The organism is Stenotrophomonas sp. LARHCG68 (assembly GCF_052871705.1).
Genome location: NZ_JBIXJV010000006.1, coordinates 105,107 through 128,187 on the forward strand (window position 1 = coordinate 105,107; position 23,081 = coordinate 128,187).

The 23,081-nt window shown below is 65.1% G+C and carries 28 protein-coding genes and 1 pseudogene; 6 read left to right on the top strand and 23 right to left on the bottom strand.

Annotated elements, in window-relative coordinates; genetic code table 11:
• Positions 1 to 158 precede the first annotated feature (158 nt).
• A pseudogene (locus tag ACIPR8_RS16955) lies at positions 159 to 1,243 on the bottom strand (site-specific integrase).
• Between the two features lie 103 nt (positions 1,244 to 1,346).
• Between ACIPR8_RS16955 and ACIPR8_RS16960 the strand changes: the two are divergent.
• Complete coding sequence (locus tag ACIPR8_RS16960; RefSeq protein WP_446541776.1) at positions 1,347 to 2,237, top strand: DNA-binding protein; 891 nt, start codon at positions 1,347 to 1,349, stop codon at positions 2,235 to 2,237.
• 251 nt (positions 2,238 to 2,488) lie between these two features.
• On the top strand, positions 2,489 to 2,740 hold the full coding sequence (locus ACIPR8_RS16965; RefSeq protein ID WP_446541777.1) for a DUF3653 domain-containing protein: 252 nt from the start codon (positions 2,489 to 2,491) through the stop codon (positions 2,738 to 2,740).
• 42 nt (positions 2,741 to 2,782) lie between these two features.
• On the opposite strand, the gene ACIPR8_RS16970 is transcribed toward ACIPR8_RS16965, so the two are convergent.
• The 12 genes from ACIPR8_RS16970 to ACIPR8_RS17025 all read right to left on the bottom strand — a co-directional run bounded on the left by ACIPR8_RS16970 (position 2,783) and on the right by ACIPR8_RS17025 (position 8,830).
• Positions 2,783 to 3,181 carry a DUF4124 domain-containing protein gene (locus ACIPR8_RS16970; protein ID WP_446541778.1) on the bottom strand — a complete coding sequence of 133 codons (399 nt, stop codon included), beginning with the start codon at positions 3,179 to 3,181 and terminating at the stop codon, positions 2,783 to 2,785.
• 71 nt (positions 3,182 to 3,252) lie between these two features.
• Entirely contained in the window at positions 3,253 to 4,599 is a 1,347-nt protein-coding gene (locus tag ACIPR8_RS16975; RefSeq protein ID WP_446541779.1) for a zonular occludens toxin domain-containing protein, read from the bottom strand.
• Between the two features lies 1 nt (position 4,600).
• Complete coding sequence (locus ACIPR8_RS16980; protein WP_446541780.1) at positions 4,601 to 4,930, bottom strand: phage coat protein; 330 nt, start codon at positions 4,928 to 4,930, stop codon at positions 4,601 to 4,603.
• Complete coding sequence (locus tag ACIPR8_RS16985) at positions 4,927 to 6,192, bottom strand: hypothetical protein (protein WP_446541781.1); 1,266 nt, start codon at positions 6,190 to 6,192, stop codon at positions 4,927 to 4,929. The genes ACIPR8_RS16980 and ACIPR8_RS16985 overlap by 4 nt, the downstream gene beginning before the upstream one ends.
• Positions 6,193 to 6,259: 67 nt before the next feature.
• Entirely contained in the window at positions 6,260 to 6,418 is a 159-nt protein-coding gene (locus ACIPR8_RS16990) for a capsid protein (RefSeq protein WP_446541782.1), read from the bottom strand.
• Between the two features lie 45 nt (positions 6,419 to 6,463).
• On the bottom strand, positions 6,464 to 6,601 hold the full coding sequence (locus ACIPR8_RS16995; RefSeq protein ID WP_446541783.1) for a capsid protein: 138 nt from the start codon (positions 6,599 to 6,601) through the stop codon (positions 6,464 to 6,466).
• A gap of 24 nt (positions 6,602 to 6,625) precedes the next feature.
• Positions 6,626 to 6,871, bottom strand: a complete 246-nt coding sequence (locus ACIPR8_RS17000) for a hypothetical protein (RefSeq protein WP_446541784.1) — start codon at positions 6,869 to 6,871, stop codon at positions 6,626 to 6,628.
• 3 nt (positions 6,872 to 6,874) lie between these two features.
• The gene (locus ACIPR8_RS17005; RefSeq protein WP_446541785.1) at positions 6,875 to 7,165 is read right to left on the bottom strand and encodes a single-stranded DNA-binding protein; all 291 of its coding nucleotides are present in this window, start codon (positions 7,163 to 7,165) and stop codon (positions 6,875 to 6,877) included.
• On the bottom strand, positions 7,162 to 8,103 hold the full coding sequence (locus ACIPR8_RS17010) for a rolling circle replication-associated protein (protein WP_446541850.1): 942 nt from the start codon (positions 8,101 to 8,103) through the stop codon (positions 7,162 to 7,164). The genes ACIPR8_RS17005 and ACIPR8_RS17010 overlap by 4 nt, the downstream gene beginning before the upstream one ends.
• A 160-nt stretch (positions 8,104 to 8,263) precedes the next feature.
• Positions 8,264 to 8,458, bottom strand: coding sequence for a hypothetical protein (locus ACIPR8_RS17015; protein ID WP_446541786.1), 195 nt, complete (start codon positions 8,456 to 8,458; stop codon positions 8,264 to 8,266).
• Positions 8,451 to 8,657 (bottom strand): hypothetical protein, encoded by a 207-nt coding sequence (locus ACIPR8_RS17020; protein ID WP_446541787.1) that lies wholly within the window; start codon positions 8,655 to 8,657, stop codon positions 8,451 to 8,453. The genes ACIPR8_RS17015 and ACIPR8_RS17020 overlap by 8 nt, the downstream gene beginning before the upstream one ends.
• Positions 8,654 to 8,830, bottom strand: a complete 177-nt coding sequence (locus ACIPR8_RS17025) for a hypothetical protein (protein WP_446541788.1) — start codon at positions 8,828 to 8,830, stop codon at positions 8,654 to 8,656. Before ACIPR8_RS17025 ends, ACIPR8_RS17020 begins: the two co-directional genes overlap by 4 nt.
• 138 nt (positions 8,831 to 8,968) lie before the next feature.
• Between ACIPR8_RS17025 and ACIPR8_RS17030 the strand changes: the two genes are divergently transcribed.
• Together ACIPR8_RS17030 and ACIPR8_RS17035 are read left to right on the top strand one after the other, a co-directional pair.
• Positions 8,969 to 9,367 (top strand): DUF3693 domain-containing protein, encoded by a 399-nt coding sequence (locus ACIPR8_RS17030; RefSeq protein ID WP_446541789.1) that lies wholly within the window; start codon positions 8,969 to 8,971, stop codon positions 9,365 to 9,367.
• A gap of 94 nt (positions 9,368 to 9,461) precedes the next feature.
• Entirely contained in the window at positions 9,462 to 9,818 is a 357-nt protein-coding gene (locus ACIPR8_RS17035; RefSeq protein ID WP_446541790.1) for a hypothetical protein, read from the top strand.
• Between the two features lie 219 nt (positions 9,819 to 10,037).
• Here the strand turns inward: ACIPR8_RS17035 and ACIPR8_RS17040 are convergent, their stop codons facing one another.
• A complete protein-coding gene (locus ACIPR8_RS17040) occupies positions 10,038 to 11,081 on the bottom strand; it encodes a LacI family DNA-binding transcriptional regulator (RefSeq protein WP_446541791.1) in 1,044 nt (347 codons plus the stop codon).
• A 151-nt stretch (positions 11,082 to 11,232) separates the two neighbouring features.
• On the opposite strand from ACIPR8_RS17040, the gene ACIPR8_RS17045 reads away from it, so the two are divergent.
• Both ACIPR8_RS17045 and ACIPR8_RS17050 read left to right on the top strand, forming a co-directional pair.
• Complete coding sequence (locus ACIPR8_RS17045; protein WP_446541792.1) at positions 11,233 to 11,811, top strand: gluconokinase; 579 nt, start codon at positions 11,233 to 11,235, stop codon at positions 11,809 to 11,811.
• A gap of 81 nt (positions 11,812 to 11,892) precedes the next feature.
• The gene (locus tag ACIPR8_RS17050) at positions 11,893 to 13,245 is read left to right on the top strand and encodes a GntP family permease (protein ID WP_446541793.1); all 1,353 of its coding nucleotides are present in this window, start codon (positions 11,893 to 11,895) and stop codon (positions 13,243 to 13,245) included.
• 67 nt (positions 13,246 to 13,312) lie between these two features.
• On the opposite strand, the gene ACIPR8_RS17055 is transcribed toward ACIPR8_RS17050, so the two are convergent.
• The 9 genes from ACIPR8_RS17055 to ACIPR8_RS17095 all read right to left on the bottom strand — a co-directional run bounded on the left by ACIPR8_RS17055 (position 13,313) and on the right by ACIPR8_RS17095 (position 23,020).
• Positions 13,313 to 14,713: a TolC family protein gene (locus ACIPR8_RS17055; protein ID WP_446541794.1), complete on the bottom strand. Its 1,401-nt coding sequence runs from the start codon at positions 14,711 to 14,713 to the stop codon at positions 13,313 to 13,315.
• 109 nt (positions 14,714 to 14,822) lie between these two features.
• On the bottom strand, positions 14,823 to 16,688 hold the full coding sequence (locus ACIPR8_RS17060; RefSeq protein ID WP_446541795.1) for an FUSC family protein: 1,866 nt from the start codon (positions 16,686 to 16,688) through the stop codon (positions 14,823 to 14,825).
• Entirely contained in the window at positions 16,669 to 17,718 is a 1,050-nt protein-coding gene (gene mdtN, locus ACIPR8_RS17065; RefSeq protein WP_446541796.1) for a multidrug transporter subunit MdtN, read from the bottom strand. The genes ACIPR8_RS17060 and mdtN overlap by 20 nt, the downstream gene beginning before the upstream one ends.
• A complete protein-coding gene (locus ACIPR8_RS17070; protein WP_446541797.1) occupies positions 17,718 to 18,014 on the bottom strand; it encodes a hypothetical protein in 297 nt (98 codons plus the stop codon). Before ACIPR8_RS17070 ends, mdtN begins: the two co-directional genes overlap by 1 nt.
• Before the next feature lie 366 nt (positions 18,015 to 18,380).
• Positions 18,381 to 19,118, bottom strand: coding sequence for a copper homeostasis protein CutC (locus tag ACIPR8_RS17075; RefSeq protein ID WP_446541798.1), 738 nt, complete (start codon positions 19,116 to 19,118; stop codon positions 18,381 to 18,383).
• On the bottom strand, positions 19,115 to 20,119 hold the full coding sequence (locus ACIPR8_RS17080; RefSeq protein WP_446541799.1) for a N(4)-(beta-N-acetylglucosaminyl)-L-asparaginase: 1,005 nt from the start codon (positions 20,117 to 20,119) through the stop codon (positions 19,115 to 19,117). Before ACIPR8_RS17080 ends, ACIPR8_RS17075 begins: the two co-directional genes overlap by 4 nt.
• Before the next feature lie 30 nt (positions 20,120 to 20,149).
• Positions 20,150 to 21,193 (bottom strand): glucokinase, encoded by a 1,044-nt coding sequence (locus tag ACIPR8_RS17085; RefSeq protein WP_446541800.1) that lies wholly within the window; start codon positions 21,191 to 21,193, stop codon positions 20,150 to 20,152.
• Positions 21,194 to 21,283: 90 nt separating this feature from the next.
• Complete coding sequence (crcB, locus tag ACIPR8_RS17090; protein WP_446541801.1) at positions 21,284 to 21,670, bottom strand: fluoride efflux transporter CrcB; 387 nt, start codon at positions 21,668 to 21,670, stop codon at positions 21,284 to 21,286.
• A gap of 39 nt (positions 21,671 to 21,709) precedes the next feature.
• A complete protein-coding gene (locus tag ACIPR8_RS17095) occupies positions 21,710 to 23,020 on the bottom strand; it encodes a replication-associated recombination protein A (RefSeq protein WP_446541851.1) in 1,311 nt (436 codons plus the stop codon).
• Positions 23,021 to 23,081 lie beyond the last annotated feature (61 nt).

The window sequence follows — 23,081 nt, forward strand, 5'->3', positions numbered from 1 at the left end:
CGGGCCTACTCGCCGCGCTGGACGTGACTCTGCGCCGGCTCAATCAAAGGAACGCAGCATGATTACCCTGACCCTTCCGTAGCCGCTCGCCGGAATTGCGCTTCTCTTGGCCGTGCTGGCCCCCCCGCATTCTGCCTTTTGCAGAAACTGCTGAGCAATCAATCTTCTAGCAGCCGTGCCGCCGGGTTACTAGTAGCGACGCCTGCTTGAAAATACCCCACAACACTAGATACCGACCGGTGCTCGGTCAGTTGCATGATGGCCGGCAGCGCCACCCCTTGGCGGCTGGCTTCGGTCACGAACCCCGACCTCAGGCTGTGCCCGCCAAAATCTCCCTCCAGCCCGGCAAGGCGTGCCCGTCGTTGCACGATTTCGCCGACGGCGGCCGGGGACAGGGCAGGGCCCACGTGCTGTTTCCACAGCCGCCGGAAAATAGCCCCCTCGCTGACGTCTGATGCCTCCAACCAGTCCTGCAGTGCCAACGCGGCCCGATCCAGCAGCGGCTTGTCCGGCGTCGAGGTGGCGGTGACGCCCGCCTGCTGGGTCTTACTGTGCTCCAGCCGGTAGATATAGCCCGCCTCGCCGATGCGGCGGAGGTCGCGCAGGTCGGCGGCAGCAATCTCGCTGCGCCGACGGCCACCGCTGGCAAACCCGAAGCAGAGCAGGGCGCGGTCACGAAGGCCTTCCAGACTGTCGTCGCAGGTGGCCAGCATCGCCTCTAGTTCGGGCAAGGTGATGGCGGTCTTCTTACGCGGCCGTTCGCCGCGTTTGACGGCCGCCCGCGCGGCACGACTGAGCACGGTGCGGATCGCCGGCTGCTCGCAGGGATTGGGCACTTGCTTGAGTCGGTGGCGGTGGACAGCACGGCAACGCGATGGCGCACGGTGGCCAAGGTCCACGGACCGAGCTTGGCCTTGAGGCCAGCAGCCACCAGGGCCTGGTCGACGGCTGCTGGCAGTTCCCACGCCAAGTCGCCCTCGGCCGAGCGGCGCTGCACGTGGTCGACCACAAATTGCAGCACGGTGGCTTCGGATACCGGCAAGCTCAGCTCGATCCCATAACGCGCGGCATGCCAGCCGGCCCAGTAGCGCAGGGCACTGGTGTAGCTGCGGGTGGTGTTCTCGGCCGCAGCTTCTGCCAGCAGTTCGCGGACCGCGTCGGCGGCTTGGCGGGCCAGCTGTTCGGGCAGCGCTAAGCAGGTAGCCGTCGCGGCGAGTACGGGAATCGTAGAATTATATTTCATACTATGTAATGTATACTACGAAATAGATGTTATACCCACGATAATCATCACTTATCGCTAGTACAGGATCAACAGAGTAGGGCGCCGATACAGGAGACGTCTCATGGCCCGCGGCATCACCGAATCCGATGTGCACACCGCCGCCGACGAACTGGTGGCCAACGGCGAGCGGCCCACGGTGGAGCGCATCCGTGCCCATCTGGGTACCGGCTCGCCGAACACTGTGACGCGCTGGCTCGAGACCTGGTGGAAAAATCTGGGCCTCCGGCTGCAGCCGAAGCGGCCAGATTTGAAGGACGCCCCGACGGTCTTGGCCGAGTTAGCAGGGCAGTGGTGGGCACTGGCGCTGGAACATGCCCGCGAGTCGATTCTCGAGGAGCTCACTGATGCCAGGCAGACGCTTGCCGCCGAGTACGACGAGCTGCGGGTGCAACAGCAGACCTTTGCCGAGGAGGCTTCCGAGCTCCATGCCAAAGCAACTGCCTCGGCCCAGTCAGAGCGCCTGGCACTGACCCAGGTGGCGGAGCTTCGGCAACTCGTGGACCAGCTTCAGTCGCAGATCACGGAGGTGGCCCAACAACGTGCTTCCGGGGATAAGCGACTGGAGCAAGTTGAGTCTGCGAGGCGGATCTTGGAAGCCCGACTACAGGAGCTTCAGGAACTGGCCAGATCTGAGCGCGGGAGCCTGATGGAACATGCCAGATCTGTCGAAAATCGTGCGGCAAGGGAAATCGACCAAGCCCGCCAGCAGATCAAAGAGCTGCAGGCCAAATTGGCTTCTGCAGAGAAGCTTCGCACTACAACCGAACAATCACTTACCAGTGCTTTGAATGCAGCCCAGAAAGCAGCGACTGAAGCGGCGACAGAGATGGACCGGCAACGATCGAGATCCCAGGTTCTAGAGGAACAATTGACCAAGATTCCTGCGGCTATCGAGGCGGCTTTGCGTGGTAAACGTAAGCTTCCAGTCCCTAGGAAGGCAAAGGCAAAATAGTTCATCGCGCACCGTAGATGTCTACGTCTGTACATAACTGTTCGAAAACATCTGCGTCGGTTGCTCAGCTTTTCTGCTCGAAGTGCCCTAAGTTTTCTGCGGTGAACAGCACGCAGGAAGTGATCCAGAGCCAGACCCAGCGGAGCCGCCTCAAGATGCCATTTCGCATAATGTATATTATGTTCGGATTGTTCGGGCGCTGGTGGCACGGCTCCTGCTGCGACGACGGCCCCGGACATGGAGTCTGCAACATGCGTGATCGCAAACTAACCGGCCCTTGGGCCGGTTTTTCGTTCAAGCGTGGCCGTCTCGTAACGCCCGAAGGCCGCGAGCTGCTGCCAGAAGACCTTGCGTGGCTCGGGCTGACCGCTGCACTTGCCCAGGAATACCGCCGGCTGCTGGATCAGGAAAAGCGCGGTTTGCAAGGTGGTGTGCGTCACAACGCGGAACCATGCCCAGTGGTCCCGATGCTACCGGCGCTGAAACGTTCTGCACGCGCGTAAGGCGTGAAGCGTATCCGTAGGGGCTATGCCCCTACACCCCGGCTACTTGCAGGCGTCCTGGACACGGTTATCCCAGTAGCTCGACAACTCAAACCCCCGGCTCACACCAGCACGCTGATAGGCCGCAGCACGACCAGCCCTCGCTTGTTCGCATCGATCGCGATCACGCGCAATGGAAATCGAATGGCCGCCCGGTGCCGACGTGCTACGCCGCGACGGCATGGATACGGCCATTTCCGGCTGCGCCCGTTGCTCAAAACGAGGATCGACATAAGGCCTGACGGGCTCAGGCGTGGCATCCCACGCCTTTACCGCTTGCCCTGGACAAGGATCGCTTTGATACGACACTTGCTTGCCATTAACGCACTTGTAGACCTGCTGCTGCGCGGAAACACTGCCGGCAACCGCCAGCAGCGTGAAAACGAAAAATCCCCTGTACATCGCCCGCTCCATGGTGACGTGGGCACGATGATAACCAATGGTGGCTCAGGGATAATTTAGTGACGTGTCACTTAAAGGGATGAGGTAGGCGGCGTGTAGCCGCTGATCGTGGCCTGCGGGCTACGTGGGAAGACGTCCGCCCGCTTCCCCGCCGTGTATCCAATCACTGCACCCGGCGCAGCAGCACCGCCGGCCTCACTCGCTACGCTCGCAATGCCAGCGGCGCCGCCGCTTGGGCTCAGGTTGTAGAGCCGCTGCTCGGTCTCGCGGACGCGAATCTCCCGCGGCCAAGGCGTGGCAACGATCACATGCTTACCCGCCGACATGCGCACGCCGTAGATCGTCCAGGTGACGCTGTAGCCCAGCGCCTCCACAGCGGCCACCTCCAGCGATTCCAGCGTCTCCCCATCGTTCGCCACCCACTCCACCCAGCCACGGGTACGCTCGCCGATCTCCGCACGGCTGGCGAGCCGCACACGGCCCTTGTCAGCCAGCTCGGCCACGTAACGCTGCTCGGCTGACAAATCGGCGTAAGGATCCGGCTTCACCTTCTCGACGGCGTTGGCACCGGCAGCGACCACCCCGCCCTGCCCCTCAGTGCGCACGTACTGGCCGTTCTCATCAAAGACTTGTACCGGCTCAGCCTGCGCCTGCGCGGCGGCCGCAGCGGGCTCCTCCTTCTTGCCCTTCCCGAAGTCAAAAAAAAAGCTCAGGAAGAAGTACGCACCGACCAAGCCGGCAATGCCGAACATCGCCGCCCTGGGCAGCATCGCCAACCACACGTTGGTAGCGCCTTCCTCGTAGACCTCGGTGTTCTCCGAGCCCGGCGCGTACCCGTGATAGAGCGGATAGATTGCCGGATCGTACTTTTCAGTCTTGCCACCCACCCGCTCGTACTTGCCCGGGCTGGTGGTGTGGAAGTAGCTGACGCGGTACTTGTTCTTGAAGCCGATCGCGGTCAGCTTCTGGAACACGTTCTTGCGCTCGATGCGAGCCCGGATGGCCTGATGCACCCGGTTGATCCACTGGGTCATGATGACGGCGTCGCCGCCGTTCTGGCCCAGCAGCGCCCAAAAATTCTCGATGGGTGCCGGCAGCGGCAAGCGCTCATTGACGTAGAACTCGTGGACCTCATCGATCACGACCAATGCGTCTTTGAACTCATCGGGGATACACCATTTTCCCGTGTCGTCCTGGACACAGGCGAACATGGTCCGCACATCCTTGGTATCCACCAGCGTGAGCAGCGCGTCCACGTCCGCCAGCGGCATTTTCAGGTACTCAGCGATCTTGGGCTTATCCAGCCCATTGAGCCTTGCAAACACCCTGCGGCCCTTCTTCAGGCTGGGCAGAATATGGCTCTTTACCGCGTCGTAGCTCTTGCCGGCGCGCGGCACGCCTTCGTTGAATACGAGCATCTCACCACTTCCCGAACGTAACGATCTTGCGCGTGATCTTGAACACCGCGCCCCCGGCGAGAATCGCCATACACTCCGAAATCTTGAACGTCTCCACGAACCAACCGACCGTTGGGCCGGCGTTGCCCAGGAGCGTGCCGATGTTGTACTGGCTCATGAACTCCGGCACCGGCAGCGACTCAAACGCCAGCGCAACCACTTCCAGCACCTTGGCGATCGCGATCACCACCAGGTCATTGCCGAATTTCTCCAACGCCTGCCAGAACTTCTCTACCAGCTCGCGCAGCCAGTTGGTGATATCGGTCAGCCACCCTGCATGCATCGGAATCATGACAGTGCCCAGTAAGCCGCCGCGAGCGCGGCGATAGCCATCAGCACCCAGCCAATGGACTTAAGCGCTGCAAGGAAGTCGCCGGAGCAATGACCGTCATAGGTCATCGACTCCCAATACGTGGAAGCAGGAACCGTGAACACCGGGCACGAACCACCGCCGTGCACCGTAAAGAAATCCCGCGTTGCAGCGATCAACGGTGAATTGCCCACGCGGGCCTTGAACTGGTCAAACACGCCGGCAACCGTGTCACCAGTGCCCTCGTACAGCGTGCCTACACCCGAACCAGCGCCACCCGGATCATTCCCATCACCGCCGCCCTCTCCGTCGCCAGAACCACTGCCGGAGCCATCGCCCGAACCGCCGTTGCTCTCACCGGAAGCGCCGTTGCCAGACGCGCCGCTGCCCGAGCTCCCGTAGCTGGAGTTGTAATTATTGATGGTGCTGTTATTCGTGGTCGTGGTGCCGCCCTTCGTCTCAGATATCGAGACTAGAGCGTCTGCAATCTTCTCCCAATCACCACCATTGGCAGGTGGCACAGGAGGCAGTTTTGAATCCTTCCCCTCAGGAATATTGGACGCGGCCTCATTGCCAGAAGTCTTGATTCCGCTCTCCCCCGGCTTGAAACAGAACTGCTTGTTCTTGCCGGTGCAAATGGTGCCATCGCTCTTGACGCACTGAGTGAGAGTTCCATCCTCAATGCACTGATCCTCTCCGCCGGTCGAAGGTGGCGAGTAATCCGCTATGGAGCACACCCCACCATTGGGAGCCATTCGCGAGGCACGGGTGAAGCTGACCCCTTTCAACGTCACGTTTCGGAACGTCTCTCCTGCACCCACCACAGGCACGTACTCACAGCCGCCCGAGCATGTCCCCCCCGCTGTCGTCTGATACGAAACGTTGACCATGTCCGCCGACTGCGCGCACGACTTGCCCGCGACCCAACGGCGATCCGCAGAACAAACATTCGCGCCGGTGGAGACCCACTTTACGTAGATACGGATGAGGCGTCCAGACTCATCGACTGACGTATTGCCGATGCTCAAACTCGACCCACCAATTCCGGCACAACCGCTAGACAGGAAGTAGTTAGCCAGGACGAGCGCTTGCTGATACGCCGTACCCTGATCAGGACACACCTCAGGGCTACCGGAAAGCCGCCGGTCATAGCAAGCGGAGTAGTCCTGGGCCGCGGCCTCTCCCGAAGGAATTGCCATCAAGCCAACGGCGAGCAGGACAGCACACAGAATGCGCGCAATCATGCATCCAGCCCCTTCACGGCAGCCACGCCGCAGGCCATGCCCAGGAATCCGCAGAACAGGCAAAGGATCACAGCTTCCCCCTGACGTAGCGCGCGGTGAAGAAGCGAGCCACCTTCGGAGCGGCCCACAGGAAAAAGCTGATCTGCGCATAGATGGCCGCAGCACCCAGCACGGCCAGCGCCGCTACAGCCGGTTCCACGCTCGCGTAGATGCTCTGGAAATCCATACGTCCTCCCAAAAAGAAAGGGGGCGGCGAACCGCCCCCGGTGGATCAGCGACCGAAGAAACCAGCCACCTTCTTCGACGCCCAGCCGGCGAAGCCGACCAGTGCGATCAGTGCGGCGGCGCCGATGATCGCGGTGGTTGCGGTGGTGGCCGACAGGCCGTCCAAAATGCCCGAAAAATCCATTGCTCTTCTCCTGGTTGATGCCGGCTACTTGAAGAAACCCGCCACGCGGCCGGCGATGCGCGCGACGACAAACCATCCGATGACCGCGCCGGCAGAGCCGACGAACCAACCCCCTGCCTGTTCCGGCGTGGGCATCGCGAACGCTTGATTGATGAGCCCGTAAACAGCGTGTTCGCTGCTGGACAACAGCACGTAGCCCGTGCACTCCCCCACCGGCTGACCGGTTGGGATCAACATGCCGTCCTGGGCGAGGGCTACGCACAGGGCCATGGGTTAGGCCTTACCCGGTGCCGGGCCCGGCGCGGGCGACGGCGTGAGCAGGCGAATGCGACGACCAAAGTCAAGGCCGCCGTACTTGTTCGATTCCAGCGACGTGGGGCACAGCTCGTAGGTGCCCGGCTTGTACGGTTGCTGGTCTTCATCCAGCGTCAGCTTGAACGGCAGCGGAAAATCACCGTCGCGCAGCACGGCTGCTTTCTGCTCGCGAAAATTCACTGCCGGCTTGCCATCGCGAGCCGGAAACGAGCGGGTTTCAACCGCTTCAGTCATCACCTGTACTTTCATAGCTCTATCACCTTCCACGCTATTGTTCGGCCCCCGAAAAAAGTCACGCGCCACGGACTGGGCCAAAATTCGCCCGTGAGCTTGTCGAACCAACCGCCCTTTGCTTTGCGAATGTCGGCATCAGGGCCGAGCACCTCCCGGGCGGAACTGGGAGATTTCCACCAGCGCAACTCGCGCTTGGATTCATCGTTAAGACCACCGCACCCCGACGTGCGAAAGCCCTTCGGAAACTTGCCTGCTACGAGGCTTGTGAACTTGCTCGCGTACTTCGCGAGATAGCCAACAGCGTTGCGCGCCTTCTCCATCTGCGACATGCCGTGCGGCCACCAACCACGCTGATCGACCTTTCCGAAGTACATGCCTTTCGGCACCCAGATCAGGAGGTGATAGTGGGGGCGACCTGCAAGGGTGAGTTCGCCCACCCAGAGATAACGGAACACCTGACCGACAAACCGTTGGGCGCGGGTTCGAGCGCGATTGAAGTAGCGCCGCATGAACCTAAGAAGCTCGCTAACGTCGCGAGGGCTGCAACGGCTTCCATCTCGGTAGGTGAGCGTGAGCATGTACCACGCCCCACGGAAGCCCGTGGCTTTCGCTTCTTCATCATGCAACCTCGCACTCGTAATGACGTTCTTCCGCAGACGTCGTGCGCGCGACAGATCGCGATCAATTTCTATGGACACCCGCCCCTGTTTCGGCGTGTCGTGTCCACTTGTTTTGTAATGGACAAGCCCAAGGGCCAGCGCTTCGCGCTGGCCCTCTGGCGTCAATGCAACCGGACCCGCTGCGAAGTACTCAGACAACGAAGCAGAGCCACTGCGCTTCTGCTTGTGCAGCGCCTCAGAGGCCATTTCCGTGCGGCGATCGAGCGCCTGCATATGCCCTATCGCTTGATCGAACTCCGCGAATGCCTGGGCGTTGGCGCGCTCGCTACGAATGGCGCGCAGATGCGCGCCGCACTTGTCGCAGATGCCATCGGTAGCGATCTTTCGAGGCAAGTGGCAGACGTCGCAGAACGTGCCGCGATAGATGAAGCCGGTGTCACCGCGTGCCTCGCGTGCAGCGGCGATGCGCTCAGCACTACGATCGCGCGAGCCGTCAGCCACGGCGCGCCTCCCTGATCGCACGAAGGCGACGGCGGCGAAGAAGCACGCGCACCGCATAGACGATCCGACCCCAGTCGAGATCGATAAGCCACCAAACGACTGGGCCGAAAACGCAGAACATGGCAATCACCCACATCAGCGAATTCCAGTCGGCGGCGCTGATGACGTAGCAGGTCGGGTCAGCCACGGTGCACCTGCTCTTTCAGCGTCAACGCATACAGGTGCAGGGAGAGCAGCCGTTCCTGCCGGCGCTCACGGTTGGCATCAAGGTCATTGGCGTAATCACGGCACGCGACGATCGCGGTCAGCACGCACACCAGCAGCAATGCCAGGCCACAGGCCACAACGGCAATCGCTACCTGCGGGTCAGCAGAGACGATGCTCACTTCTGCCCCCACTGACCGACTTGCAGTTCACCAAGGGCGAGCAGCTGATAGCGGACTTGGATGGCGTCGCGGAAAAGGGACGCCATGACCTCATTGCCGTGGCGGCAATAGCCGCTCAGGTTGTGATGCAGACAAGCCAGCGTATTGCGCCGTGCAAGCGTGACCGGGTCCATGTGTCCCTCCCCTACCCCCTCGCCCTAGAAACCCGCTCCCGGCTCTAGGGGGAGACCGGGGCGGGTGCGTACGGGGTTCCCCGTACACGGGCGGTTGTATAGTGGGTTCCGTACATCAACGTCAAGGGACTTCCGTACATGAGCGCCGCAGCCCAATTGCTCGACAGTGCACGCGAGGCAACAAATCTCCCTTCCGACAATGCCTTAGCTCAGAAACTTGGCGTGACGCGTGCGACCGTCAGCGGCTGGCGGAAGGACTATTACCCGCTTCCGGATGAGCGAATTGCGCAGCTATGCGCGCTGGCAAAGCTGGACGGTCCGGAATGGATGGCACGCATCCACGCGGAGAAAGCGCAGTCCCCTGCGGAACGCGCCTTGTGGTCAAAGATGCTTACCCGGCTGGCTGCGGCGGCGATTTTCCTTGTGCCGTTGAGCGCCTTCGCGAATGCTGAAACCCCTGTTAAATCAGATGGTTACACTGAGAATGCGCCGGGGTTTGTATATTATGTAAAGAACAACTCAACCAAGAGCCCGTAACGAAACCCGGAACCTCCCGCATCACATCGACCTCCCCAGCCCCCATGCTCCGCTGCCCCTTACAATCCGCCCAGGATGAAATCCAGGTGGGTTCATGGAACGACAACGGCCGGATTTCAAGCCTCGGCGTTGGAACTTTCCATGGCTGCTTTTCATCGCGGCTGTCCTGCTCGCGCTGGGTGCATTCGGGATCAAGCAGCACATCGATACCCAGATTGCGTGGAATGCGCGGTTCGAGCGCGCTGGAAGCGCCCGGATTTCACCGGCAACCCCGGCGTTGCCCGTTGACGTCTCAGCCGACGATCCGGTTGAACACCTGCGGGATGTCCAGAACGCGCGCCAACGCGCCGAACAGGACGCCAGGGAGCGCGCTTCGTGGCGTTGCATCGATGGCATACCGTTCCGGAAGATCCCGGGCGGCTGGGAGAACGTGCCTGGCGAACGCTGCTGATCTGGTAATTTAGTGACGAATCACGTTAATTGCCTAGCTGCTGGCTGCCGGCCTACTTCCTCGTCATCGGCCAATCATTGCCCGCCCTCTACGGATCATTTAAGTGACAAGTCACTTAAATGATCATTGGGCCAGCCTGATCGTGCCAAGCCTTGATCGCGGAATCGTCCCTTTGCGGAAGCCAACGCGTCCTCAATGCGATCAGTCATCGCGGGCAGGTCAGCTGCTTTCCCGCTCCATCAGTTCGAATCCCAGATCCAGCATGGGTACGTCGACCATCCTGCCGTGGATCAGGTCGAGCAACCGCTCGGCCGCATGCCTGCCGATGGCCTTGCGCGGCGTGCGGATGCTGGACAGCCGCGGAACCATGAACTCCGAACTGGGCAGGTCGTTGAATCCCAGTACGGCGACCTGTTCCGGAACGCGAATGCCCTTGCGCAGCGCCTCGAGCAATGCGCCCTGCGCCAGGTCGTCGTTGCCGAAGAAGATCGCGTCCACGTCGGGATGATTGGCCAGCAGTTGGCCGAACAACTCGCCGCCCAGCCCGACCGACGAGGAACGCGGGGTCAGCACTTCCAGCGAAGGGTCGTAGCAACCAGCCTGCTGCAGGGCGCGACGGTAGCCTTCGCCACGCAGCAGGGTGCGCTGGTCCAACTGCGCGCCCACGTAGGCCAGGCGCTTGCGCCCGCGCTGCAACAGGTGCCGGGCCGCCGTCTCCCCTGCCCTCACCTGCGAAAAACCCACGCAATGCAGCCCGGCCCCCGGATCCAGATCCATCATGTAGACACAGGGCACAGCGCTGGCCTCGACCAGGCGACGAGTGGACTCGGTGCGATCGAAGCCGGTGAGCAGCAGGCCGCGCGGTTGGTAGGAAAGGTAGTTGCGCAGCAGCTTCTCTTCTTCGTCGCGGTCGTAGTGATGGTTGCCGATCAGCACTTCCAGGCCGTGCGGCTGCATGACGGCGTGGATGGCTTCCAGCATGTCGATGAACAACTGGTTGCCCAGCGAAGGCACCAGCACGACGACGTTCTGGCTCTGCTGCGAGGCCAGGGCACGGGCGGCCGGGTTGGCCACGTAACCGAGTGCATCGGCTGCCTGACGTACCCGGTCGCTCAGGTCGGGCGCGACCGAGGCCACGTCGCGTAGTGCACGTGATGCGGTGATCGGGCTGACGCCGGCATGGCGGGCTACCTGGTCCAGCGTGACGCGGCCGGTAGCCCGGGAAGTCCTGCGGTGTTTCCTGTCACTGTTCCCGGCCGTCATCAGACAGTTTGCCAAGCGAAAAGACTGTGTCTAAGGTAGCGCTGTCTTGAATGCCGGGCAATTACAGCGGAGTGGTCGGTGCCTGCCCTTATTGCCCGGCTCGGCCTTCCAGCGGCTGATGCCCTCCCTGAAGTGACATGAAACCGGAGCAATGCCCGTGGTGCCAATGGCTTCAACCTCAGAAGACAGCGCTATCTCGAAACAGGATGGCAGTCATTCCGGCATCGATGCCCTGCTGATCATGGGCGTTTCCGGCTGTGGGAAGTCCAGCGTGAGCCGTGCGCTTTGCCTGCGCGACGGTGCATTTGCCATCGAGGGTGATGCTTTCCACCCGCCCGCCAACATCGCCAGGATGCGGGCCGGCATCCCGCTCACCGACGCGGACCGCGCCGGATGGCTGGACACCCTGGCCGACCAGCTGCGGCAGGCAGCTGCTGCCGGTTTGAAGCCAGTACTGACCTGTTCGGCGCTGAAGCGGAGTTATAGGGACCGTTTGCGCCTGGCGGTACCGGCGCTCGGCGTGGTGTTCCTGGAACTGAGCCGCGAAGCTGCCGCCGAGCGCGTGACCCACCGGCCGGGCCATTTCATGCCGGCGAGCCTGGTCGACAGCCAATTCGCAACGCTCGAGCCGCCGCTGGACGAACCCCTGACCCTGCGCCTGGACGCCACCTGCCCGGTGGACGAACTCGCTGAAGCCGCCGACCTCTGGTGGCGACGGCATCCCCGTTGATCGCAGCACGTCCGGTCGATCACCGAAGATAGCGCTATCCCATCCCCGGCGCCTCCTGCGCCCTTGCCGCCTGGAACTTGCATGCCCGGTATGTCGCACGAGACCTATCTGTTGTTGGATGCGGTGGTCACCATCATCGGCCTGATCCTGCTGATCACGCGGCTGAAGCTGCATCCTTTCGTTGCCCTGATCATCGCTGCCGGGTTCCTGGGGCTCAGTGCGGGCATGCCGGTGGCCACCATCGTCAGTTCCTTCCAGGAGGGCTTTGGCGGGGTGCTCGGTTTCGTCGGCGTGGTGCTGGCGCTGGGCACCATGCTCGGCAAGATGATGGCCGATTCCGGCGGCGCCGATCAGATCGCCGAGACCCTGATCCGCGCGTTCGGCAAGCAACGCGTGCACTGGGCAATGATGCTGGCCGCCTTCCTGGTCGGCATTCCGTTGTTCTTCGAGATCGGTTTCATCCTGCTGATCCCGTTGGTGTTCATCGTCGCCCGCCGCAGCGGCGTGGCGTTGGTCAAGGTCGGTATCCCGCTGCTTGCCGGCCTATCGGCCGTGCATGGACTGGTGCCGCCCCACCCGGGCCCATTGATGGCCATCGGCGTGTTTGGTGCCGACATCGGCACCACCATCTTCTACGGCCTGCTGGTGGCGCTGCCCACCGCGGCCATCGCCGGGCCCCTGTATGGCAGTTGGATTGCCAAGCGCATCCCCGGCCACGCGTCGGAAGACCTGTTGGCGCACGTCGTCCGCGAACCGGAGGCGGGCTCCCTGCCCGGCTTCGGCATCACTCTCCTCACCGTGCTGCTGCCGGTGGCCCTGATGCTGCTCAAGACCGGCGCCGACGTGGTGCTGCCCGATGGCCACGCGGTGCGTGCGTGGCTGGACCTGATCGGGCACCCGATCACTGCACTGCTGCTGGCGTTGCTGTTGTCGCTCTACACCTTCGGCCATGCCCGCGGGCGCGACGCCAGGCAGATCCTCGGCCTGCTGGAGAAGAGCCTGGCACCGACCGCGGCCATCGTGATGGTCATCGGTGCCGGCGGCGGCTTCAAGCAGATGCTGGTGAACAGCGGCGTGGGTGACGTGATCGGGCATCTGGCCGTGCAGGCGCGGATCTCGCCGATCGTGCTGGCCTGGCTGGTGGCCGCCCTGATCCGCATCGCGACCGGTTCGGCGACGGTGGCCACCATCACCGGCGCGGGCATCGTGGTGCCGGTGATCGAACGCGTGCCAGGCGTCAATCGGGAACTGCTCGTCCTGGCGACCGGCGCCGGCTCGGTGATCCTGTCGCACGTCAACGATGCCGGTTTCTGGATGGTCAAGCAGTACTTCAACATGAGCGTGACCGAGACGTTCAAGACCTGGACGGTGATGGAAACCCTGCTGTCGGTGATCGGGCTGGGCTTTATCCTGCTGCTGTCACTGGTGGTCTGAGCCCTTGACCTGCCCGGCACCCGGGGACGTATCGCGGCAAATAACGTGACGCGTCACGAATAAGTACTCAATCCCCCTGCCCCGGTGCCGTGCCCAGGTTCCCGCAGGCCAGCGCGAGGTCGACCGATGCCGCGCGGGCGGCGCCATCGGCATCGGCCACGGAGATGCGGGCCTGCAGCAGCTGGCGGTCCGCGGCAAGCACGTCGGTCAGGCTGCCAACGCCGCGTTGGTAGGCTGCGCTGGCGGCGTCATGGGCCAGTTGTGATGCCTCCAGCAGCGCCTGCGCCGCGTGTGTCGCCTGCAGGCGTGTACGCAACCGCGAGTGGGCAGCAACGATCTCGGCAACGGCATCCAGCTTCACCCGGTCCAGACTGTCCGCCGCCATTGCGGCGCGGTTGCGTGCCTGTGCGAGCCGCGCGTTTCGTTCACCACCGCTGTACAACGGCACGCTCACGCCGAGCAGCAGGCTGCTGCTCCAACGATGGCTGGAGAGGTTGACCGTCGGGGCCTGCTCGCCCACCGACGGCACGGCGGAGATGTCCATGTCGCCATTGCTGCGCGAGCCGGAGGCCGAAACGAACAACCGCGGCAGGAAGTCGGCACGGGCCGCGCGAACGCCGGCACTGGCCGCCTGCTGCGCCGCGACGGCGGCCAACACGTCCGGCCGTCGTTGCAGCGCGCTGCGCACCACGTCATCGAGCAGCGCCTCGTCCACGTGCGACACCGGACGGGCTGGCGCATCGGCGATCTCCAGCGTGGCCAACGGCGAAATACCGATGGTGGCCAGCAACTGCTGATACGCCTCTTCCTGCTCGCCCTGCGCCGCGACCTGTGCCAAGGCGGCCTGCGCGACCTGCTGCCGTGCCTGCGCTACGTCCATCACCGTGCCCTGCCCATGCTGCAGGCGCGCCTGTGCGGCGGCCAGCAGGCCCTTGGCATCGGCTTGCGCGGCCGTCGTCGCATCCATACGTGTGCGGGCGGTGGCATGACGAAGGAACGCCAGGCTCACCGCATGGATCAGCCGCTGGTGGGCCTGGGTGAACTGGATGTTGGCAATCACCGTGTGCTGGTCGGCCATCGTCACCAGCGCCTCACGCTGGCCGAAGTCAAACAGCAGCCATTGCAGGGAGAGTACCGCCAACGAGCCATTGGCGCGATTGCGCGGGTCGATCGACTGTCCAAGTGCGGCACTGCCGCCATGCTCGGATTGCGCGCCGGCCAGTACGCTTGCGGTGAGACGTGGCAGGTAGGCACTGCGTGCAATGCCGGCGGCCAGGGCGGCATCACGGGCCTGGTTCCAGGCAATGCGGGTCTCCGGGTTCAATTCCTGGGCCAGATCGATCAAGTCGGCCAATGCATAGCGCTTGCCTGTCACCGGTGCTGCGCCCCCGGGCAGGTCGACCGACGGATTGGCCGGCAAGGTGAAGCCGTGCTGCTGCACGGCAGCGTCGGTCGGCCGTACCGACAAGCCTCCGTCCGCATCCGTGTGCGGCACCCACGGGCGATCCGGTTGCGACGGTGCACGGTCGATCCCCGTACTGGCACACGCGGACAGCAACAACGGCAGGAGGCAGGCCTCAATTCGCATGACGCGCGGCTCCCGGCGTATCGACGGCGTCGTCGGAGGGCGAGTGATCCAGCGTGTCAGCCAACTGCTGCAGCTGTTGGACGCACGTCTCCGCAGCGGCCGGTTCGAGCAGCAGGTGCTGTTCGGCTGCGGCGGCTTCCCGCAACACCTGCCCGTGTTTCGTGAACCATGCTGAGGGCTTGCGCAACCGGCGAGGTTCAAGCCCCGCCACCTCCAGCTGGTGGGCAATGGCCTGCGCCTGCGCGCGCACAGCGGCCAGTGCTTTCAGTCGCGCGATGCCGGCAGGCATCCGCGCCAGCCGTACCAACTGCCGCAGCAGTGCGGCGCTGGCGGAATCAATGGTGCCGGCGATGCTGACCGGCCAGACGTGGGCGAACATCAGGTAGACCACCGCATTGCCGATCAGGATGCCGACAATGCGATCGCGCGCCACCGCCAGGTCGAACGCGGGTGCGGTGCCCTGGATCACGCACAGAAAGACGGCAAAACTGAACTGGAAGCCGATGTAGCCGACCCGCGGCCCACTGGCAACGATCCAGCCACCGACGAAGGCCGCACCGGCAACCAGCGCCAGCAACCCACCGATGTCATCCAGCCCGGGCAGTACCCAGACGATCAACGCCAGGCCGACGATCGCACCGGCCACGGCGCCGGTGATGCGCAGCAGCAGTTTCTCGGTGGTTTCCGCCGTGCTGCCCAACGCGACCATGTAGCAGGTGATCAGGCTGGTATGGATGCCCTGCCACTCCGTGGCCGAATAGAACAGGTAGCACAGCATCGCCGCGGTGGTCACCTTCAGGGCGTGGCGTACATGCGCGGGGTTGGTCCACGCATCGGCGGCGAGGAAGCCGGGCGATGCTGCGGGTGGTGCGTTGGCGCCGTCCGATGCATCGGTCGCGAACTGCACGAGCAAGGCATTGAAGTCCTGCAGCAGCGCCACCGGCGTGCTGGCGCACTGCGCATCGAAGGCAACCGCAGTGATGTCGACGGGATGGCTGCCGGCAGCGAGGATCGCGGCCATCCCGTCGAGCCTTTCGGCGGCGCCGTGCTTCCAGGCATCGGGAACGCCCTCGCGTGCATCGATGGCCAGGCCCAGCATCAGCAGGGCCTCGGTCGTGCTGGCCGCCGCACGCAAGGCCGCCAGCGTGCCAAGCGGGGCCTCCTTGCCCAGGCCGGCAACATGCAGCAACGCCAGCACCGCCGCGGATCCCTGGCCACGCTGGGCCTGCAGGCATGCTCGGGTGTCGGGGTTTGATTGACGCAACAGTTTCGCGGTGTCGCGTAGCGCCGTCGCCATCCCTTGCCGGGCCAACGGCACCGGCGCCGGCCCGATCAACAGGTTGACCACCAGGGTCACCGCACTGGGCAGTGCGATCAGCAACCAGGCGTAGAGCAAGGCACGCGTCGCCAGCTCCGCGCCGGGCAAACGGCCGATGGCATCCAAGGCGTAGACCAGGATCATCGCGATGATCGGCGCCAGCGGCTTGAGCCGGCTGGCCGAGGCCAGGAACAGCAGCACCACCGAGAAGCCCACCATCGCCAGCAACCGCAACGGCGGCCAATCCAGCACCTGCCCGGCGACCAGGATCAACGTGCCGATCAGTACGTTGGTCAGCAACAGGAACAGCGTCGCGGCCAGGACACTGCGGGTGCGGTCCGCATCGTTCATGAAGAACACGACATAGGCGGCCAGCGCGATCTCCGGGATGCCATTGATCTCGGCGACCAGCACGGTCAACGTACAGATCAGCGCGATCCGCAAAGCGAATGCGGTACGGCCGGGCCGGGGCGCGACGATGTCGCGCAGCCGTGGCAGGAAGCGACCAAGCGCCGGTTCAGCGGCAGGCATTGCCATGGCCGATCTCGATGACGGCGCTGGCTCCCAGCCGCATCAGCCCCGCCGGTGGGTCCTGCAGCGCCACCCGCACCGGGAAGCGCTGGGCGACCCGCACCCAGTTCAGGGAGCGCTCCACGTACGGCACATTGCGCGGAACATCCACCTTGGCGCTGTCCAGCACCCCCGCGCCGATCCCGACCACCCTGCCCCGCAACGGGCGTGACCGGTCGATCATGGAGTACACCGTCGCACATGCGCCCAGCGGGATGCGCTGCAGCTCGGTCTCGCGAAAATTGCCGTTGGCAAACCACTGCTCGTTGGTGATCAGGGTGAACACGGGTTGCGAGGGCGCAAGCACTTCGCCAGTCGTCACGTCCAGGCCGGCCACGTGTCCGGCATGCGGTGCACGTACGGTGGTCAGCCGCAACGCCCGCTCGGCCTCGGCCAGGGCGGCGCGCCGCGCCTCCACGGCCGCCTGCGCGGCGGCGGTGGTATCCACCGCCTGTTGCAACGACGTCTGCTGCCGGCGCGCCTGCTCCAGCGTCCGCTGCGCGTCGCTGGCGGTCAGTTCTGCCTGATCGAGTTGCTGCCACGGCACGTACCCATCGCGTGCCAATGGGCGCAGCCGTTCCACCGTGCGCCGCGCCAGGCCGGTGCCGGTCTGCGCCTTGCGGGCCTGCACCGCGGCAATCGCGGCGGTGGCGCCTTGGCTGGCGACCACGCGCTGCTGGGTCGCCAGATTGGCTTCGGCCAGTGCCAGTTCGGCGCGGGCGGCGCCAATGGCATGAACGAACGGGGCCGCGTCGATCCGGAACAGCACCTCGTCGCGCACCACCGTACTGTTCTCCTGCACGCGCAACTCGACCAGGCGCCCACCGACCTCCGGTGCGATGTGCACCACCTCGGCATCGAGGGTCGCCGCGTCGGTGGAAGGAAGGCGGTACGCGCGATACAACAGCCCAAGCAGCAGCACGAGCGCCACCACGATCAACAGCAGCGCGACGCGACGTGTCCACGGGGAGGGTGCGATGGCTTCGGCGGCGCGCATCAGGGCCCCACCGCCCATGCGAGCAGGCAAGCTGCAATCAATCCGATGGCCGCGAACGTCCACAACGGAAACGGCACGCGCCCCGGCCCGAGCGCACGCAGGACCAGCGCCCTGGCCAGCACGCCCAGCACGATGGCCGTGGCGGCCAACACCAGCCAGCCGGGGAAGTAGGCGCCGAAGATCGCCAGGCTCGGGCTGCCCTCGGCATGGCAACCGGCCAGCACGGGGACCAGCAGCAACGGGCCGCCCTGCTTCATCGCGATGCAACGCTCACGGGCCTGCCGACGCAGCATCATGCCGATCCGGCCGCATCGTCAGCAAGCGCAGCTGACAGCCGCACATACACGTCCATGGCGCTTCACCAGGTCTAGGGTTCAGCACTTTTTACTCCCGGCCGCGCCGAAACAGCAGGACGAAATCCGCATGCATCGATAGCGGATTCGTCTGGCCGGTCCAGCACGGCATGGAAGCGCCGCGCGCCCTCATTGAGACAGCTTTGGCTCCTCGTCACCGGCAGTAGGTCCACGGGATCGCCGCACCCGGCGTGGACACCGATGGCCCGGCGCGATGGGCGCTGCCCTGGAGGTCATCGTCGCCGCTGCCCGGGCCCTGCATGGCAGCGGCGGCTATGGCTCAGGCGCGTAGATCCCCCGCGCCCTGTCTCAATCCAGCGACGACAACGCCTGCCGCAGTGCAGCTACCTGCGTCGCGTCGCTCTGCAGCCAGTCGCGCTCCAAACCGACCAGCGCCGGGTTGTAATCGTGCATCGCCGAGCGTCGCACGGCCTTGGCCGACGCGTGCAGTTCCCGGCACCCGCTTTCGCGCGCGACCGCACCGATGTTCGCAGCGGTCAGGCCGGCACCTGCCATGACCGACAGCCGCGTACCGGCCTGGCGCACCAACGCCGCCAGCATGGCCACGCCGGCCTGCGCACCGGCTTGTCCGCCGGAACTGAGCACACGCTCGCAGCCCAGGCCGACCACCTGCTCCAGGGCGGCGGGCAAGTCACGCGCCGCGTCGAAGGCACGATGGAACGTGACCCCCATCGGTCCGGCCGCGTTGACCAGCTCCCGGCACAGCGGCAGGTCGATGCCGCCATCGGCGTCCAGCGCACCGATCACGACACCGTCGCAACCAAGCTGCCGGCACGCGGCGATGTCACGCAGCATGATCTCCGCTTCCACCGGCCCGTAATGGAAATCCCCCGGCCGTGGGCGTACCAGCACGTAGAGCGGAATTTGCAGGCGGTCGCGCGCGACGGCGAGTGTGCCGTACGACGGTGTGGTACCGCCCTGTTCCAGGTTTTCGAACAGCTCGACGCGGTCCGCCCCACCCTGCTGCGCCGCCAGCGCCGAGGCGGCCGAATTGCAGGCGATCTCCAGCAGGCGCGATGGGCTCACGCCTGCGTGCTCGTGTAGACCGCGTCCGAGTCCAGCAGTGCATCCTGGCGCTTGGCGTCGCAGACCGCGTAGACGAAGCCGCGGTGCAGCGCGTAGGCACCGACTTCACCATTGCGGTTGAGCGCCAGGAAGCAGACCTGCAGGGTGCGGCTGGCCTCCGGGCGCTTGCGCACCACGCGTGCGATCGCTTCACAGCACGCCTCGGCCGGCGACAACCCCTGGCGCATCAGCTCCACCACCAGGAACGAGGCCGCGTTGCGGATCATCTCCTCGCCCATGCCCGAGGCGGTTGCTGCACCGACTTCATTGTCGACATACAACCCTGCACCGATGATCGGGCTGTCGCCGACCCGGCCGTGCATCTTGAAGGCCATGCCACTGGTGGTGCAGGCACCGGCCATCTGTCCGTTGGCATCGATGGCCAGCATGCCCAGCGTGTCGTGGTTGTTTTTGTCACCGGGCAGGCCGCGGCGCTCGGCGTTGATCTGCGGGGCGTAGTGCTCGGTCTTGAGCCACTCGCGCCACGCCCGTTCGGCCTCGGCGGTGAGCAGGTTCTGCTTCGGGAAACCCTGCTGCACGGCGAACTGCTGCGCCCCCTCGCCCACCAGCATCACGTGCGGCGTCTTCTCCATCACCGCGCGGGCGACCGAGATCGGGTGGCCGATATCGGCCAGCGCGGCCACCGAACCACAGCGGCCATCACCGTTCATGATGCTGGCGTCCAGGGTCAGCACGCCATCGCGATCGGGGTTGCCGCACCGCCCGACCGTGGGGTTGCACAGATCGCTCTCGGCCCAGCGTGCCCCGGCTTCCACGGCGTCCAGCGCGCTGCCACCGGCGGCCAGCACCTTCCACGCCGCCTGGTTGGCACCCACGCCGAAATCCCAGGTCGATACCACCCGTGCACCGGTCGCGGCGGGCGCATTGGCCAGCAACCCCGGTGCCGCACCGGCGGCCCCCAACAGCAGTGATGTCTGCAGGAACTGCCTGCGTGTACTCATGCCCGGAACTCTCCCTCGTTGTTGCGAATCTCAGATGCGCGCGTGCTGCTCGGCGTGCCAGGACAACGCTCCCAGCACGCCCAGTTCACCGTGCTCCACGCGCCATACCGGCGTATGCGCGAGCGCGGGCGACAGCCCTCCCTTGGCACGGAAGCGACGTCCGAACGTGCCGCCATGCAGTTCCGCGGCCAGGTGGCCAGCCACGCCACCGGTCAGGTAGACCGAACGCGCGGCAAAGGTCAGGGCCAGGTCGCCGGCAAGGCTGCCCAGCCAGCCACAGAAGGTGTCCACGCATTCGGCGGCCAGGGCATCACCGTTGCGGCTGGCCTGGACCAGTGCATCGGGGGCCTGCCAGCGCACCGGCTGCCCGCGCAGTTCGCACAGGCAGTCGTACAGCGTCATCAGGCCGGGCCCGGACAGCACGCGCTCGCTGTCCACGTAGGCGTAGCGCTGCGACAACAGGCGAAGCACGTCCTGCTCAAGCGGCGTGGCGGCCGCAAGCGCCGCGTGGCCGCCCTCGCTCGCCAGCACCGAGGGCCGCCCGCCGACCAGGCGCACGGCAACGCCGAGTCCGGTACCCGGGCCCAGCACCAGGGCCGGCCCGCACGCATCGGCGCTGGCGTCGCCGCACACCAGGTGCAGGCTGTCGCGCTCGGCGGGCGGCATCGCCTGCGCCACCGCGACGAAGTCATTGATCAGTTCAAGGCTGGCCAGCCCTGCGTCCTGGCGCGTCTGCGCGATCGAGACCGGCCACGGCAGGTTGACGTTGAGCAGGGCATCGCCATCGACGATGCCGGCGATCGCCACCACCGCGTGGTCCAGCGCCGGCGCGCCGGGCGACTGCCGCACCTGCTGCAGGTAGTCACGCAGGATCGCGGCCAGGCTGGGATGTTCGGCGCACGCGTACTTGCGGAAGTCGCGGATCCGCGGCGGCGTCCCCGGACGGAGTTCGGCCCAGGCCAGGCGGGCATAGGTCCCGCCCACATCGGCACCGATGACACAGGAGGAAGTCGGGGGAAACGCGGGCGATTCCGCGGGGGGCCGTTCGGCGGGCTCTACCTCAGGCCTGCTCATTCCTGTTCCTGCTTGTACAGCATGTCATTCAGATGCTCTGGCAATCGATGCGGAATGATGCGTCATGCTTTCCCGGTTTGGAAAGCGGCCTCAAGTCAGGTGGCGCAAGGCCCGCCACGACCACCAGCCCAGCGCCGTCATCGACAGCGAGCCGCCCAGGTGCAGGCCGATGGTCGCCAGCGCCCAGCCCAGGTGTCCGCGCTGCAGCTGGTCCACCACTTCGGCGGAGAACGTGGAAAAGGTGGTCAGGCCGCCCAACATCCCGGTGACCACGAACAGCCGCCACGCCGGCGCCAGTTCAGGCCGCGAGCTGAAGAACGCCAGCGCCAGCCCGATGACGTAGCCGCCAACCAGGTTGGCCGCCAGCGTGCCCATCGGCAGGTTCTGGTGCATCGGGTTCAACCACACGCTCAGGCCGAACCGCAGCCACGCCCCGATGGCCGCCCCGAGGCCGATGGCCAGGAAAGAAAGCCACATCCGCCTAGTCCTCCCCTGCATGTCCGGCCACCGTACCGCTCATCGATCAGCGCCCGGCTTGCGCTGGGCACGGGCCTGCTCGCGGGCCGCGCGCAGCCGGTCCAGCTTTTCCTTCAGCTTGATCTCCAGGCCACGTTCGGCCGGGGCGTAATAGACGCGTTCACCCATGTCGTCCGGGAACGCGGTCTGGTCCAGCGCGATGCCGCCTTCGACGTCGTGGTCGTACTGGTAGCCCTGGCCGTAGCCCAAGGTCTTCATCAAGCGCGTCGGTGCGTTGCGCAGGTGCAGGGGCACCGGTTGCGTGCCCAGTTCGGCGATGTCGGCACGGGCCTTGTTCAAGGCCATGTAGCTGGCGTTCGACTTGGCGGTGCTGGCCAGGTAGATGGCCAGGTTGGACAGCGCGATGTCGCCTTCCGGTGGCCCGATCCGGTCGTAGGCGCTCCAGACATTGATCGCCATCTCCAGTGCCCGTGGGTCGGCCAGGCCAACGTCCTCCACTGCCATGATGGTCATCCTGCGCAGGATATAGGACGGGTCGCAACCGCCGTCGAGCATGCGCGCCAGCCAGTAAATGGCGCCGTCCGGGTTGGAACTGCGCACCGACTTGTGCAGGGCCGATATCTGGTCGTAGAACTGCTCGCCGCCCTTGTCGAAGCGGCGGGTGCGGTCGGCCAGCACCTGCAGCAGGGTTTCCGGGGTGATTTCCCCCTCTTCGCCGCTGGCCAGTTCGGCGGCGATCTCCAGCAGGGTCAGGGCGCGACGCACGTCACCGTCGGCGGCGCGGGCGATTTCCAGCAGGGACTCGCGCGTGACGCGGATGGCCTGTTCGCCCAACCCGCGCTCGCTGTCACCCAACGCCCGCTCCAGCGCCTCGACCACGTCCTCCGGCGATACCGACTCCAGCACGTGCACGCGGCAGCGCGACAGCAACGCCGAATTCAGTTCGAAGGACGGGTTCTCGGTGGTGGCACCGACGAAAATGATGGTGCCGCGCTCGATATGCGGCAGGAACGCATCCTGCTGGGCCTTGTTGAAGCGATGCACCTCGTCGACGAACAGCACCGTGCGACGGCCGCCGGCGAAACGCTGGGCGGCCTCGGCCAGCACCTGGCGTACCTCGGGCAGGCCGGACAGCACGGCCGAGATCGCCTTGAACTCGGCGTCGGCATACTGCGCCAGCAGCAGCGCCAGGGTGGTCTTGCCGCAGCCGGGCGGCCCCCACAGGATCATCGAATGGACGCGGCCGGACTCGACCGCGCGGCGCAGCGCCGTGTTCGGCGCCAGCAGGCGTTTCTGCCCCACCATCTCGTCAAGCGTGCGCGGACGCATGCGCTCGGCGAGCGGGCGCATGCTTTCGCGGTCCGCGCTCAGCAGGTCGGCGGGGGCGTCGTCTATGAAGATGTTTCGGGAT

Excerpts from the sequence above, each read along its gene's own strand:
- ACIPR8_RS17045 (WP_446541792.1), top strand. The coding sequence starts at position 11,233 with ATGCCCGTGGTGCCAATGGCTTCAACCTCAGAAGACAGCGCTATCTCG.
- ACIPR8_RS17005 (WP_446541785.1), bottom strand. The coding sequence starts at position 7,165 with ATGAAAGTACAGGTGATGACTGAAGCGGTTGAAACCCGCTCGTTTCCG.
- ACIPR8_RS17000 (WP_446541784.1), bottom strand. The coding sequence starts at position 6,871 with ATGGCCCTGTGCGTAGCCCTCGCCCAGGACGGCATGTTGATCCCAACC.
- ACIPR8_RS17050 (WP_446541793.1), top strand. The coding sequence starts at position 11,893 with ATGCCCGGTATGTCGCACGAGACCTATCTGTTGTTGGATGCGGTGGTC.
- ACIPR8_RS16985 (WP_446541781.1), bottom strand. The coding sequence starts at position 6,192 with ATGATTGCGCGCATTCTGTGTGCTGTCCTGCTCGCCGTTGGCTTGATG.
- ACIPR8_RS16965 (WP_446541777.1), top strand. The coding sequence starts at position 2,489 with ATGCGTGATCGCAAACTAACCGGCCCTTGGGCCGGTTTTTCGTTCAAG.
- mdtN (WP_446541796.1), bottom strand. The coding sequence starts at position 17,718 with ATGCGCGCCGCCGAAGCCATCGCACCCTCCCCGTGGACACGTCGCGTC.
- ACIPR8_RS16980 (WP_446541780.1), bottom strand. The coding sequence starts at position 4,930 with ATGATTCCGATGCATGCAGGGTGGCTGACCGATATCACCAACTGGCTG.
- ACIPR8_RS17030 (WP_446541789.1), top strand. The coding sequence starts at position 8,969 with ATGAGCGCCGCAGCCCAATTGCTCGACAGTGCACGCGAGGCAACAAAT.
- ACIPR8_RS16975 (WP_446541779.1), bottom strand. The coding sequence starts at position 4,599 with ATGCTCGTATTCAACGAAGGCGTGCCGCGCGCCGGCAAGAGCTACGAC.
- ACIPR8_RS16995 (WP_446541783.1), bottom strand. The coding sequence starts at position 6,601 with ATGGATTTTTCGGGCATTTTGGACGGCCTGTCGGCCACCACCGCAACC.
- ACIPR8_RS17080 (WP_446541799.1), bottom strand. The coding sequence starts at position 20,119 with ATGAGTACACGCAGGCAGTTCCTGCAGACATCACTGCTGTTGGGGGCC.
- crcB (WP_446541801.1), bottom strand. The coding sequence starts at position 21,670 with ATGTGGCTTTCTTTCCTGGCCATCGGCCTCGGGGCGGCCATCGGGGCG.
- ACIPR8_RS16970 (WP_446541778.1), bottom strand. The coding sequence starts at position 3,181 with ATGTACAGGGGATTTTTCGTTTTCACGCTGCTGGCGGTTGCCGGCAGT.
- ACIPR8_RS16960 (WP_446541776.1), top strand. The coding sequence starts at position 1,347 with ATGGCCCGCGGCATCACCGAATCCGATGTGCACACCGCCGCCGACGAA.
- ACIPR8_RS17035 (WP_446541790.1), top strand. The coding sequence starts at position 9,462 with ATGGAACGACAACGGCCGGATTTCAAGCCTCGGCGTTGGAACTTTCCA.
- ACIPR8_RS17025 (WP_446541788.1), bottom strand. The coding sequence starts at position 8,830 with ATGGACCCGGTCACGCTTGCACGGCGCAATACGCTGGCTTGTCTGCAT.
- ACIPR8_RS17085 (WP_446541800.1), bottom strand. The coding sequence starts at position 21,193 with ATGAGCAGGCCTGAGGTAGAGCCCGCCGAACGGCCCCCCGCGGAATCG.
- ACIPR8_RS17040 (WP_446541791.1), bottom strand. The coding sequence starts at position 11,081 with ATGACGGCCGGGAACAGTGACAGGAAACACCGCAGGACTTCCCGGGCT.
- ACIPR8_RS16990 (WP_446541782.1), bottom strand. The coding sequence starts at position 6,418 with ATGGATTTCCAGAGCATCTACGCGAGCGTGGAACCGGCTGTAGCGGCG.
- ACIPR8_RS17095 (WP_446541851.1), bottom strand. The coding sequence starts at position 23,020 with ATGCGCCCGCTCGCCGAGCGCATGCGTCCGCGCACGCTTGACGAGATG.
- ACIPR8_RS17070 (WP_446541797.1), bottom strand. The coding sequence starts at position 18,014 with ATGATGCTGCGTCGGCAGGCCCGTGAGCGTTGCATCGCGATGAAGCAG.
- ACIPR8_RS17060 (WP_446541795.1), bottom strand. The coding sequence starts at position 16,688 with ATGGCAATGCCTGCCGCTGAACCGGCGCTTGGTCGCTTCCTGCCACGG.